Below are 13,443 nucleotides of genomic sequence, written 5' to 3'. Positions count from 1 at the left end.
ATGACCGCCCTGCCCCCGATTCGCGTCACGTGTTATTCGGTTTCCAGATCGATATCGATACCGAGCGAACGGATTTCTTTGATCAACACGTTGAAAGACTCGGGCATGCCCGGCTCCATACGGTGATCGCCGTCCACGATGTTTTTGTACATCTTGGTACGACCGTTCACATCGTCCGACTTCACTGTGAGCATTTCCTGCAGAGTGTACGCCGCGCCGTATGCTTCCAGCGCCCACACTTCCATCTCCCCGAAACGCTGACCACCGAACTGTGCCTTACCACCCAGCGGCTGCTGGGTAACCAGGCTGTACGAACCAGTGGAACGCGCGTGCATCTTGTCGTCCACCAAGTGGTTCAGCTTCAGCATGTACATGTAGCCGACCGTTACCGGGCGCTCAAACTTGTTGCCAGTACGACCGTCAAACAGCTGCATCTGGCCGCTTTCCGGCATATCTGCCAGTTTGAGCATTGCCTTGATTTCGCTTTCTTTAGCACCGTCGAACACCGGAGTAGCCATTGGCACGCCGTTGCGAAGGTTCTTCGCGAGATCGAGGATCTCCTTGTCGGAGAGGTCTTCCAGACTTTCCTGGCGACCACCGATCTCGTTGTAGATCTCGTTCAGGAACTTGCGCAGCTCAACCACTTTACGCTGCTCTTCGAGCATGCGGTTGATCTTCTCGCCCAGACCTTTGGCTGCGAGGCCAAGGTGAGTTTCGAGAATCTGACCCACGTTCATACGCGAAGGTACACCGAGCGGGTTGAGGACGATGTCCACCGGCGTGCCATTGGCATCGTGCGGCATGTCTTCAACCGGCATGATCACGGAGACCACACCCTTGTTACCGTGACGACCGGCCATCTTGTCGCCCGGCTGGATGCGACGACGGATAGCCAGGTAAACCTTGACGATTTTCAGCACGCCTGGAGCCAGATCATCGCCTTGCTGCAGTTTGCGCTTCTTGTCTTCGAACTTGTCATCCAGAAGACGACGACGATCAACGATATAAGCCTGCGCTTTCTCAAGCTGCTCGTTCAGAGCGTCTTCAGCCATGCGCAGCTTGAACCACTGACCATGCTCAAGACCGTCGAGCACTTCGTTGGTGATTTCCTGACCTTTTTTGAGGCCAGCACCGCCTTCTGCTACACGACCCACCAGCGCAGAGCGCAGACGTTCGAAAGTAGCGCCTTCGACAATACGGAACTCTTCGTTCAGATCCTTGCGGATCTCGTCGAGTTGCGACTTCTCGATGGACAGTGCACGTGCATCACGCTCAACACCATCACGGGTGAAGACCTGTACGTCAATGACAGTACCTTTGGTGCCGGTAGGCACGCGCAGGGAGGTATCTTTAACGTCGCTGGCCTTCTCGCCGAAGATCGCTCGCAACAGTTTTTCTTCCGGCGTCAGCTGGGTCTCGCCTTTCGGAGTGACCTTGCCTACCAGGATGTCGCCAGCGCCAACTTCGGCACCTACATAAACAATACCGGCTTCGTCCAGCTTGTTCAGAGCAGCTTCACCCACGTTCGGGATGTCAGCTGTGATTTCCTCAGGCCCAAGCTTGGTGTCACGCGCCACACAGGTCAGTTCCTGAATGTGGATCGTGGTGAAGCGGTCTTCCTGAACGACACGCTCAGAGAGACAGATGGAGTCTTCGAAGTTGAAGCCGTTCCAGGCCATGAACGCGATGCGCATGTTCTGACCCAGTGCCAGTTCACCCATATCGGTGGACGGGCCGTCGGCCATGATGTCGCTACGCTGAACACGGTCACCCTTGCTGACCAGCGGACGCTGGTTGATGCAGGTGTTCTGGTTCGAACGGGTGTATTTGGTCAGGTTGTAGATATCTACACCAGCCTCACCTGTTTCAACTTCGTCATCAGCAACGCGAACCACGATACGACTGGCGTCAACCGAGTCGATCACGCCGCCACGACGAGCCACGACACAAACGCCGGAGTCGCGAGCAACGTTGCGCTCCATGCCGGTACCTACCAGCGGCTTGTCGGCACGCAGGGTGGGTACGGCCTGACGCTGCATGTTCGAACCCATCAACGCACGGTTGGCGTCGTCGTGCTCGAGGAACGGGATCAGCGAAGCTGCTACCGAGACAACCTGCTTGGGCGAAACGTCCATCAGGGTGACGTCGGCTGGCGCCTTGACGGTGAATTCGTTCAAGTGACGCACAGCAACCAGCTCGTCGATCAGCTCTTGCTTGTCGTTCATTGCGGCCGAGGCCTGGGCAATGACGTGGTCAGCTTCTTCGATCGCCGAAAGGAATACGATTTCTTCGGTTACCAGACCTTCCTTCACAACACGGTACGGGCTCTCAAGGAAACCATACTGGTTGGTGCGAGCATAAGCCGCGAGGGAGTTGATCAGGCCGATGTTCGGACCTTCCGGCGTTTCGATAGGGCACACGCGACCGTAGTGAGTCGGGTGAACGTCTCGAACTTCAAAGCCAGCGCGCTCACGGGTCAGACCGCCAGGGCCGAGTGCCGAAACACGACGCTTGTGAGTGATCTCGGAAAGCGGGTTGTTCTGGTCCATGAACTGGGAAAGCTGGCTGGAACCAAAGAACTCTTTGACCGCTGCCGCGACAGGCTTGGCATTGATCAGGTCCTGAGGCATCAGGCCTTCGCTTTCTGCCATGGACAGACGTTCTTTAACCGCACGCTCGACGCGGACCAGACCTACACGGAACTGGTTCTCGGCCATCTCGCCTACGCAGCGAACACGACGGTTACCGAGGTGGTCGATGTCATCGACGATGCCTTTGCCGTTACGGATATCAACGAGAGTCTTGAGAACCGCGACGATATCTTCCTTGCACAACACGCCCGAACCTTCGATTTCGGTACGACCGATACGACGGTTGAACTTCATCCGGCCTACAGCAGACAGGTCATAACGCTCAGGACTGAAGAACAGGTTGTTGAACAGGGTTTCGGCAGCATCCTTGGTCGGTGGCTCGCCAGGACGCATCATGCGATAGATCTCGACCAGCGCTTCCAGTTGGTTGCTGGTGGAGTCGATCTTCAACGTGTCGGATACGAATGGACCGCAATCGATATCGTTGGTGTACAGCGTTTCGATGCGAACAACCTGAGCCTTGGCAATCTTGCCGAGGATTTCAGTGTTCAGCTCGGTGTTGCACTCGGCAATGATCTCGCCCGTAGCCGGATGCACGATGACCTTGGCAGTTGTACGGCCCAGGACGTAGTCCAGAGGTACTTCCAGCTCTTTGATCCCGGCTTTTTCCAGCTGGTTGATGTGACGGGCAGTGATACGACGACCCTGCTCGACAATGACCTTGCCCTTGTCGTCCAGAATATCCAGAACGGCAATTTCACCACGCAGGCGCTGAGGCACCAGTTCCAGGTTCAGGTTTTCGCCGCGAACATGGAATACGTTGGTGGTATAGAAAGCATCGAGCACTTGCTCGGTGGTGTAACCCAGTGCGCGCAGAAGTACGGACGCAGGCAGCTTGCGACGACGGTCGATACGGACGAATACGCAGTCTTTCGGATCGAACTCGAAGTCCAGCCACGAACCGCGGTAAGGAATGATACGAGCGGAGTAAAGCAGCTTGCCGGAGCTGTGCGTCTTGCCACGGTCGTGGTCGAAGAATACGCCTGGCGAACGGTGAAGCTGAGACACGATAACGCGCTCGGTGCCATTGATTACAAAGGTACCGTTTTCAGTCATCAGGGGGATTTCACCCATGTAGACTTCTTGCTCTTTGATGTCCTTGATCGCTTTGTTCGACGATTCTTTGTCGAAAATGATCAGACGGACCTTGACCCGCAGAGGTACTGCGTAAGTCACACCGCGCAGCACGCATTCCTTGACATCAAATGCCGGTTCGCCCAAGCGATAACCTACATACTCCAGCGCAGCATTGCCGGAGTAGCTGATGATCGGGAAAACGGATTTGAAGGCTGCATGCAGACCGACGTCGCGGAACTGATCTTTGGTCGCTCCCGCCTGCAGGAATTCGCGATACGAATCCAGCTGGATGGCCAAGAGATACGGCACATCCATTACGTCCGGCAACTTGCTAAAGTCCTTGCGGATACGTTTTTTCTCAGTATATGAGTAAGCCATCAGCGTTCCCCAGCTTGGTCACCTGCTTGTTTGGCTCCCTCCCGACGGAAGCAGCCAGAAAATCTTGCAAACCCCTTGGTTTGCGCCACCGCCATCGGTGGATACCGCACGTTACAGACGTTGACAGCGCCAATCATCTATAACGGAAAAAGGCCGGTGGCAAAAGCCACCAGCCATCAGCCTTTCGCTCAACGCGTGGGCTGGACACTCAAAGTCGATGCTTATTTCAGCTCGACTTTAGCGCCTGCTTCTTCCAGGGTAGCTTTTGCTTTGTCAGCTGCGTCTTTGGCAACAGCTTCCAGAACGATGCCTGGCGCGCCGTCAACGACTGCCTTGGCTTCTTTCAGGCCCAGACCGGTCAGCTCACGTACAGCCTTGATCACGTTAACTTTCTTCTCGCCAGCTTCCAGCAGCATGACGTTGAATTCAGTTTGTTCTTCAACAACAGCTGCAGCAACAGCTGGGCCAGCAGAGCCAGCAGCAGCAGTAACGCCGAACTTCTCTTCGAAAGCCTTGATCAGCTCTACAACTTGCAGAACGGACATTTCAGCTACGGCGTTAAGGATATCGTCTTGAGAGATGGACATGACTCAAATTCCTGAATTGGGGGACGGCCTACGCGACCATCAAAATAAACAAAAATACGCGAAAAGATCTGACTCAGCCTTAGGCCGCAGCTGCTTCTTTTTGGTCGCGAACAGCCGCCAGAGTACGAGCCAACTTGCTGGTAGCGCCTTGAATCACGCTCATCAGCTGAGAAATTGCTTCGTTACGGGTCGGCAGGCTTGCCAGTACATCGATCTGATTAGCTGCGAGGAACTTGCCCTCGAACGCAGCTGCCTTGATCTCGAACTTGTCCTGACCTTTCGAGAATTCCTTGAACAAACGGGCAGCAGCGCCAGGATGTTCGTTGGAGAACGCGATCAAGGTCGGGCCGGTGAACACGTCGTTGAGAACACTGAATTCAGTGTCAGCAACAGCGCGCTTGAGCAGAGTGTTACGTACAACACGTACGTAAACACCAGCTTCACGAGCCTCTTTACGGAGTCCGGTCATAGCGCTAACCGTCACACCACGGGCATCAGCCACGACAGCGGACAGACCAGCTTTGGCAGCCTCGTTGACTTCAGCGACGATGGCCTTCTTGTCTTCGAGTTTAATTGCCACGGGTTTAACTCCTGCTTGTTACCGTTTCATCCGACCGAAGCCAGATGTCGTTTTGGTGTCTGATTCGGTAAGGAACCGGGAGCACCATCTGCGTAGGCTTGTGGTTTAAGACTTGCGTCGCCTACGGTCTTGGATAGCCCCCGCCATGCAGGGACCCCAATCTTTCAAACAGCACGGAAAACCATGCCGCTTTGTCTTACGCTTCCAGCGAACCCTGGTCGATGACCAGGCCCGGACCCATGGTGGTGCTCAGGGTGATGCGCTTGACGTAAATACCTTTCGAGGAAGCTGGCTTGATACGCTTCAGATCAGCGATCAGGGCTTCAACGTTTTCCTTCAGCTTGACGGCGTCGAAGCCGACCTTGCCAACGGACGTGTGGATGATGCCGTTTTTGTCGGTGCGATAACGAACCTGACCAGCCTTGGCATTCTTGACAGCGTTAGCCACGTCAGGAGTAACAGTGCCGACTTTAGGGTTAGGCATCAGACCACGAGGACCGAGAATCTGACCCAACTGACCTACAACACGCATCGCATCAGGAGAAGCGATAACGACGTCATAGTTCAGATCGCCTGCTTTCATTTCAGCAGCCAGATCGTCCATACCAACGCGATCAGCGCCAGCAGCCAGAGCAGCTTCAGCAGCAGGGCCCTGAGTGAAAACTGCAACGCGTACAGTTTTACCGGTGCCGTGCGGCAATACGGTAGCGCTACGAACAACCTGGTCGGATTTACGAGGATCAACACCCAGATTGACAGCAACGTCTACAGACTCACTGAACTTGACAGTCGACAGTTCAGCCAGCAGAGCAGCAGCGTCTACAAAGTTGTAGGACTTGCCAGCTTCGATTTTGCTGGCGATTGCCTTTTGACGCTTGGTCAGCTTAGCCATTACACACCCTCCACGTTAAGGCCCATGCTACGAGCGGAACCGGCGATGGTACGCACGGCCGCTTCCATGTCAGCAGCAGTCAGATCCGCATTTTTTGCTTTAGCGATATCTTCCAGCTGAGCACGAGTCACGGTGCCAACTTTAACGGTGTTCGGGCGAGCCGAGCCGCTGGTCAAGCCTGCAGCTTTCTTCAGCAGAACCGATGCAGGGGTACTTTTTGTTTCGAAGGTGAAGCTACGGTCGCTGTATACAGTGATGATCACTGGAGTCGGCAAGCCTGGCTCAATACCCTGAGTACGGGCGTTGAACGCTTTGCAGAATTCCATGATGTTCACACCGTGCTGACCCAGAGCAGGACCAACTGGCGGGCTAGGGTTAGCCTGAGCGGCTTTCACTTGCAGCTTGATGTATGCGGTTATCTTCTTGGCCATGAGGCACTCCAATTACGGGTTCAAGCGCCAATAAAGGCTCCCCGGTTACTTACGCGTATATCCCAGTGACGAAAAAACCCCACAGCCTTAGGCTGCGGGGTATGGGATTGCAGCTCAACTATGCCTTTTCGACCTGGCTGAACTCTAGCTCTACCGGAGTAGAGCGTCCGAAAATGAGCACCGCCACCTGGATACGGCTCTTTTCGTAGTTAACTTCTTCGACCGTGCCGTTAAAATCAGCGAACGGACCGTCGGTGACACGAACAACCTCACCCGGCTCGAACAGTGTTTTTGGCTTCGGCTTATCGCTACCGTCAGCAACACGGCGCAGAATGGCTTCTGCTTCCTTGTCAGTGATCGGAGCTGGCTTATCAGCAGTACCGCCAATAAAGCCCATGACACGCGGGGTATCCTTGACCAAGTGCCAAGTACCCTCATTCATGTCCATCTGAACAAGCACATAACCAGGGAAGAATTTACGTTCGCTTTTGCGCTTCTGGCCATTACGCATTTCAACCACTTCTTCAGTGGGAACCAGAATTTCGCCGAAGCCATCTTCCATGCCTGCCAGCTTCACACGCTCGACCAACGAGCGCATGACATGCTTCTCGTAACCCGAGTAAGCATGCACTACGTACCAACGCTTAGCCACGGGACACCCTTAGCCAACTATCAAGGAAACAAGCCAGCCGAGCAGGGAATCTAGCCCCCACAACAGCAACGCCATAACCAACACAACCGCCACGACAATCAGAGTGGTTTGAGTGGTTTCTTGGCGAGTAGGCCAAACGACTTTACGAATCTCAGCGCGCGCTTCTTTCGCCAAAACGAAAAAAGCTTTACCTTTGCCAGTCTGCAGCGCTACAAAAGCGGCGACAGCAGCGATAACAAGGAGAGCGAGAACACGGTACAGGATCGGCTCAGCAGAATAATACTGATTACCGACAACACCCACGACAACCAAAACGACTACCAGAAGCCATTTCAGCAAATCAAAGCGAGAGTCTGATGCTTCAGCCTTGGGATTCATCTACGGAGATCCTGTGAAAAGAAAGCCAGATTACATCTAGGAAATCTGGCAGGTCAGGAGGGAATCGAACCCCCAACCTACGGTTTTGGAGACCGTCGCTCTGCCAATTGAGCTACTGACCTAAAAGCAAAATCAGGCCGACCATTATGCGGACCTGACGAGAGTTTTTCAACACCTTATTCAGAACATCCCCACCCCAAAAGCAGGGTCCGAACAAGACATCAAGCGGATCAAGTACAGCCGACCCACCTAAAACAAAGGCAGATATTTTCATATCTGCCTTTAGCAATGGAGCTCTTGAGCGGATTTGAACCGCTGACCTCACCCTTACCAAGGGTGTGCTCTACCAACTGAGCTACAAGAGCAAAACACAATGCATAAGCTGCAAGCTTGGAGCGGGTAGCGGGAATCGAACCCGCATCATCAGCTTGGAAGGCTGAGGTTCTACCACTAAACTATACCCGCGCAATTTGCAGCTTGCGCTAAATCTGGTGGAGGGGGAAGGATTCGAACCTTCGAAGTCGTAGACGTCAGATTTACAGTCTGATCCCTTTGGCCGCTCGGGAACCCCTCCTAAGCGAGGCAGCATTCTCAACTCATGCTACCCTTCTGTCAACCTTTTTCTCATTAAAAACCTGAGGTTACATGCGTTGACAACTTTCGCTACGTTCGCGAGATTTTCAGCTCGCTGCGAAGCGGGCGCCATTCTATGTAAACTACTGACCAGTTGCAATGCCTTCGCATGACATTATTTGATTTTTTAATTGCGGAAAATCCTGGCTCATTTGAGCAATAAGACCGGGTTCCACAAGGCGCCGGCTTTCAGGGGCTATTCTTAGCCAGTATGCCGTCACCCCGTTAGCCTGCAGCGTCTGAAATTTCGACTGAATATCAAGACTGTTCAATCTTTGCTCGACCAGCCGGACATCTTCCTGACGGGTCAAACCGCCGACGTACAGGCAATTGGTATCGACTTCTTGTGACACACGCCCGGCGTCGGACTCGCTCAACAGACGGATATCCTGTTGCGGAGCTCGAGTCAGCGATAAGGGCATGACCTGCTTGGCCCTCAGCGGAGCCTCTTGCTGGTGCCAGATGTAGTAAAAACCGTTCAGCATCAACAGCAACAGAAATAACCAACGCATAAAGACCTCAACGCAAAGGGCAAGCGAGAGCCAGGCCAACGAATATCAGATCAGGCACAACGCGAGCCCCAGGCAATACATCTGCAACCAGAGGAGCATCTCCTCCAGTCACGAAGACAGTAAAGTCATCACCCCAATACCCGCGCGCTATTTCGATCTGGGTCAGAACAAAACCGCGAAGCATCAGCGAGCACCCGCGCTCAACCGCCTCAGGCGTAGCCCGACCAGGCACCAACTGGACAAGGGCCTTTTCAGCCTCTGTGTCGTTATATCTGATTCGCCGTGTATGGGTTCGCAGCTCACTACGCATCAACGGCATACCAGGACAAATGAAGCCACCAAGATGCTGACCTTGCGCATCGACGAAATCCGACGTCACTGCGGTGCCAAGATCTATCACCAGGCATGCATTACGGGCGATGGTATAAGCCCCCACAAAGGCGAGCCAGCGGTCCAGCCCAAGGCGCATATAATCATCATAGCCATTGATGACCCCCGCGAGCTCTCGTGCAGGCAAAGCGCGCTCGGGAGAAATGGCCAGAGCCTTGGTCAGCGTAGAGACCAACTCATCGGTTTCTTCAGCACTGCGGACACTCACGAGCCGACAGCCAGTCAACATTACGCTGGTCAAATTGCCCAGCTGCTCCAGCAGCGCCTCATCCGAGTCCACAACACCACCGCTCACCACTGAAGTGTCGCTAATACTCATGACGCGCCATTTGATGAAGCTGTTGCCACAATCGAGTTCAAGAATCATCGCGCAACCTCAGACTAAGCTCACCGCCGCTAAAACTCTTTTCCACACCACCGACCTCCAGACGCAGAGCACCAAGCACATCCACCCCCAGAACGACACCCTCGACCGTCTGGACACCGGAAAGCAAGGTGACGGCAGCACCCTGCCATAGATGGCCACGCTCCCAATCCTCACGAAAGGCTGCGAAGCCTTTCTCACGATGTAAGGTCAGGAGGGAGTCAAGGCGGGCACTTATACGGGCCGCAACATCGTTGCGATCAGCAAGACGGCCGGTCTCGAGACGAATGGATGTCCATGACTGATCCACCTCAGTGGAGGCCTTCATGTTCACGTTCACGCCTATACCAATGATCACATGGCATACGTCTGCCGGATCGCCGATAAGCTCCAGAAGAATACCGGCAATCTTCTGCTTGCCGACGAGCACATCATTAGGCCATTTGAGGCCCGCATCCGATACTCCGAGGTCGCGCAGAACATTCATCACTGCAAGGCCCACCAGCAAGCTGAGACCTTCCAGCTGACGCATTCCGCCATCAATGCGCAACACCAGGCTGTAATACAGGTTTTCCGCAAAGGGGCTCACCCATTTCCTGCCACGCCGCCCTCTGCCTGAGGTCTGCTGCTCGGCAAGTACCAGCAGCGGCATCGGCAGGCCGTCGCCAATCAAGCGTGCAGCCTCTGCATTGGTGGAATCGATGGAGTCATAAGTGCGCACGGACCAGCCAGCAGGAAGCCCGGATTGTGTGATGGCATCAGGACTTAAAAGAGAGACAGGTGTCGCTAGCCGATAACCACGGCCGCGCACCTTATGAAATTCAATCCCCAGTTCAGCTTCAAGCTGTTGAAGCTGCTTCCATACAGCGCTACGACTTACTCCGAGCACCTCCCCCAGAACCTGTCCGGAATGAAACGCACCATCGGCAAGAAGCTTTAACAAGGTCAGCATTTAGAGTCGCCCGGCAATGAGGCACGCATCATAGCCATGCAGAAGCATGATGCATAGAAACGAAAATATGTTTTCCACGCCATAAAAACAAAAACCCTCAACGCGTAAGCGATGAGGGTTTTTGGAATTTAATCTTGACGATGACCTACTCTCACATGGGGAAACCCCACACTACCATCGGCGATACATCGTTTCACTACTGAGTTCGGGATGGGATCAGGTGGTTCCAATGTTCTATGGTCGTCAAGAAATTCGGGTACCGAGTCGTGCCTTTCGGCGCGCTTCAGCAAATCAGGTATGTGATAGTCAGTCGTTCAGGTGTCGTTCGTGACGCAAACCTTCGGTTCGTGTCATCTCCACAGTCACCGCAATCTGGCCTTTCGAACAAATTGCTTGGGTGTTATATGGTCAAGCCTCACGGGCAATTAGTATTGGTTAGCTCAACGCCTCACAGCGCTTACACACCCAACCTATCAACGTCGTAGTCTTCGACGGCCCTTTAGGGAACTCAAGGTTCCAGTGAGATCTCATCTTGAGGCAAGTTTCCCGCTTAGATGCTTTCAGCGGTTATCTTTTCCGAACATAGCTACCCGGCAATGCCACTGGCGTGACAACCGGAACACCAGAGGTTCGTCCACTCCGGTCCTCTCGTACTAGGAGCAGCCCCTCTCAAATCTCAAACGTCCACGGCAGATAGGGACCGAACTGTCTCACGACGTTCTAAACCCAGCTCGCGTACCACTTTAAATGGCGAACAGCCATACCCTTGGGACCGGCTTCAGCCCCAGGATGTGATGAGCCGACATCGAGGTGCCAAACACCGCCGTCGATATGAACTCTTGGGCGGTATCAGCCTGTTATCCCCGGAGTACCTTTTATCCGTTGAGCGATGGCCCTTCCATACAGAACCACCGGATCACTAAGACCTACTTTCGTACCTGCTCGACGTGTCTGTCTCGCAGTCAAGCGCGCTTTTGCCTTTATACTCTACGACCGATTTCCGACCGGTCTGAGCGCACCTTCGTACTCCTCCGTTACTCTTTAGGAGGAGACCGCCCCAGTCAAACTACCCACCATACACTGTCCTCGATCCGGATAACGGACCTGAGTTAGAACCTCAAAGTTGCCAGGGTGGTATTTCAAGGTTGGCTCCACGCAGACTGGCGTCCACGCTTCAAAGCCTCCCACCTATCCTACACAAGCAAATTCAAAGTCCAGTGCAAAGCTATAGTAAAGGTTCACGGGGTCTTTCCGTCTAGCCGCGGATACACTGCATCTTCACAGCGATTTCAATTTCACTGAGTCTCGGGTGGAGACAGCGCCGCCATCGTTACGCCATTCGTGCAGGTCGGAACTTACCCGACAAGGAATTTCGCTACCTTAGGACCGTTATAGTTACGGCCGCCGTTTACCGGGGCTTCGATCAAGAGCTTCGCTTGCGCTAACCCCATCAATTAACCTTCCGGCACCGGGCAGGCGTCACACCCTATACGTCCACTTTCGTGTTTGCAGAGTGCTGTGTTTTTAATAAACAGTCGCAGCGGCCTGGTATCTTCGACCGGCGTGGGCTTACGCAGTAAATGCTTCACCCTCACCGGCGCACCTTCTCCCGAAGTTACGGTGCCATTTTGCCTAGTTCCTTCACCCGAGTTCTCTCAAGCGCCTTGGTATTCTCTACCCAACCACCTGTGTCGGTTTGGGGTACGGTTCCTGGTTACCTGAAGCTTAGAAGCTTTTCTTGGAAGCATGGCATCAACCACTTCATGTTCTAAAAGAACACTCGTCATCAGCTCTCGGCCTTAAGATCCCGGATTTACCTAAGATCTCAGCCTACCACCTTAAACCTGGACTACCAACGCCAGGCTGGCCTAGCCTTCTCCGTCCCTCCATCGCAATAACCAGAAGTACAGGAATATTAACCTGTTTTCCATCGACTACGCTTTTCAGCCTCGCCTTAGGGACCGACTAACCCTGCGTCGATTAACGTTGCGCAGGAAACCTTGGTCTTTCGGCGTGGGTGTTTTTCACACCCATTGTCGTTACTCATGTCAGCATTCGCACTTCTGATACCTCCAGCAAGCTTCTCAACTCACCTTCACAGGCTTACAGAACGCTCCTCTACCGCATCATCATAAGATGATACCCGTAGCTTCGGTGCATGGTTTGAGCCCCGTTACATCTTCCGCGCAGGCCGACTCGACTAGTGAGCTATTACGCTTTCTTTAAAGGGTGGCTGCTTCTAAGCCAACCTCCTAGCTGTCTAAGCCTTCCCACATCGTTTCCCACTTAACCATGACTTTGGGACCTTAGCTGACGGTCTGGGTTGTTTCCCTTTTCACGACGGACGTTAGCACCCGCCGTGTGTCTCCCATGCTCGGCACTTGTAGGTATTCGGAGTTTGCATCGGTTTGGTAAGTCGGGATGACCCCCTAGCCGAAACAGTGCTCTACCCCCTACAGTGATACATGAGGCGCTACCTAAATAGCTTTCGAGGAGAACCAGCTATCTCCGAGCTTGATTAGCCTTTCACTCCGATCCACAGGTCATCCGCTAACTTTTCAACGGTAGTCGGTTCGGTCCTCCAGTTAGTGTTACCCAACCTTCAACCTGCCCATGGATAGATCGCCCGGTTTCGGGTCTATTCCCAGCGACTAGACGCCCTATTAAGACTCGCTTTCGCTACGCCTCCCCTATTCGGTTAAGCTCGCCACTGAAAATAAGTCGCTGACCCATTATACAAAAGGTACGCAGTCACCCAACAAAGTGGGCTCCCACTGCTTGTACGCATACGGTTTCAGGATCTATTTCACTCCGCTCTCCGCGGTTCTTTTCGCCTTTCCCTCACGGTACTGGTTCACTATCGGTCAGTCAGTAGTATTTAGCCTTGGAGGATGGTCCCCCCATATTCAGACAAGGTTTCTCGTGCCCCGTCCTACTCGATTTCATTGCAAAGGGATTTTCGCGTA

At 53.8% G+C, this 13,443-nt stretch carries 10 protein-coding genes, 4 tRNA genes and 2 rRNA genes (1 of these 16 cut by a window edge); all 16 read right to left on the bottom strand.

Annotated features, from left to right (window positions below):
* Positions 1–32 precede the first annotated feature (32 nt).
* Entirely contained in the window at positions 33–4,106 is a 4,074-nt protein-coding gene (gene rpoB, locus N018_RS02965; protein WP_024646114.1) for a DNA-directed RNA polymerase subunit beta, read from the bottom strand.
* A gap of 221 nt (positions 4,107–4,327) precedes the next feature.
* Positions 4,328–4,693 carry a 50S ribosomal protein L7/L12 gene (gene rplL, locus N018_RS02960; protein WP_024646113.1) on the bottom strand — a complete coding sequence of 122 codons (366 nt, stop codon included), beginning with the start codon at positions 4,691–4,693 and terminating at the stop codon, positions 4,328–4,330.
* Positions 4,694–4,772: 79 nt separating this feature from the next.
* Positions 4,773–5,273 (bottom strand): 50S ribosomal protein L10, encoded by a 501-nt coding sequence (gene rplJ / locus N018_RS02955; protein ID WP_007253316.1) that lies wholly within the window; start codon positions 5,271–5,273, stop codon positions 4,773–4,775.
* Between the two features lie 196 nt (positions 5,274–5,469).
* Positions 5,470–6,165 (bottom strand): 50S ribosomal protein L1, encoded by a 696-nt coding sequence (gene rplA, locus N018_RS02950; RefSeq protein WP_007253317.1) that lies wholly within the window; start codon positions 6,163–6,165, stop codon positions 5,470–5,472.
* A complete protein-coding gene (gene rplK / locus N018_RS02945) occupies positions 6,165–6,596 on the bottom strand; it encodes a 50S ribosomal protein L11 (RefSeq protein WP_002555500.1) in 432 nt (143 codons plus the stop codon). Before rplK ends, rplA begins: the two co-directional genes overlap by 1 nt.
* A 118-nt stretch (positions 6,597–6,714) precedes the next feature.
* Positions 6,715–7,248, bottom strand: coding sequence for a transcription termination/antitermination protein NusG (gene nusG, locus N018_RS02940; RefSeq protein WP_003317113.1), 534 nt, complete (start codon positions 7,246–7,248; stop codon positions 6,715–6,717).
* 9 nt (positions 7,249–7,257) lie between these two features.
* Complete coding sequence (secE, locus tag N018_RS02935; protein WP_024646112.1) at positions 7,258–7,626, bottom strand: preprotein translocase subunit SecE; 369 nt, start codon at positions 7,624–7,626, stop codon at positions 7,258–7,260.
* A gap of 46 nt (positions 7,627–7,672) precedes the next feature.
* Positions 7,673–7,748 (bottom strand) — tRNA-Trp (locus N018_RS02930).
* A 167-nt stretch (positions 7,749–7,915) separates the two neighbouring features.
* A tRNA-Thr gene (locus tag N018_RS02925) sits at positions 7,916–7,991 on the bottom strand.
* Positions 7,992–8,017: 26 nt separating this feature from the next.
* Positions 8,018–8,091 (bottom strand) — tRNA-Gly (locus N018_RS02920).
* A gap of 24 nt (positions 8,092–8,115) precedes the next feature.
* Positions 8,116–8,200 (bottom strand) — tRNA-Tyr (locus N018_RS02915).
* A gap of 142 nt (positions 8,201–8,342) precedes the next feature.
* The gene (locus tag N018_RS02910) at positions 8,343–8,771 is read right to left on the bottom strand and encodes a hypothetical protein (RefSeq protein WP_025388811.1); all 429 of its coding nucleotides are present in this window, start codon (positions 8,769–8,771) and stop codon (positions 8,343–8,345) included.
* A gap of 7 nt (positions 8,772–8,778) precedes the next feature.
* Positions 8,779–9,528 carry a pantothenate kinase gene (locus N018_RS02905; protein ID WP_024646110.1) on the bottom strand — a complete coding sequence of 250 codons (750 nt, stop codon included), beginning with the start codon at positions 9,526–9,528 and terminating at the stop codon, positions 8,779–8,781.
* On the bottom strand, positions 9,518–10,477 hold the full coding sequence (birA, locus tag N018_RS02900) for a bifunctional biotin--[acetyl-CoA-carboxylase] ligase/biotin operon repressor BirA (RefSeq protein WP_025388810.1): 960 nt from the start codon (positions 10,475–10,477) through the stop codon (positions 9,518–9,520). The genes N018_RS02905 and birA overlap by 11 nt, the downstream gene beginning before the upstream one ends.
* A 132-nt stretch (positions 10,478–10,609) precedes the next feature.
* A 5S ribosomal RNA gene (gene rrf / locus N018_RS02895) occupies positions 10,610–10,725 on the bottom strand.
* A 156-nt stretch (positions 10,726–10,881) separates the two neighbouring features.
* Positions 10,882–13,443 (bottom strand): 23S ribosomal RNA (locus N018_RS02890); it runs 332 nt beyond the window's last position.

It is taken from the genome of Pseudomonas syringae CC1557 (assembly GCF_000452705.1).
In the GTDB taxonomy this organism is placed as follows: domain Bacteria; phylum Pseudomonadota; class Gammaproteobacteria; order Pseudomonadales; family Pseudomonadaceae; genus Aquipseudomonas; species Aquipseudomonas syringae_F.
This window is presented reverse-complemented; position numbering and strand designations above follow the sequence as displayed.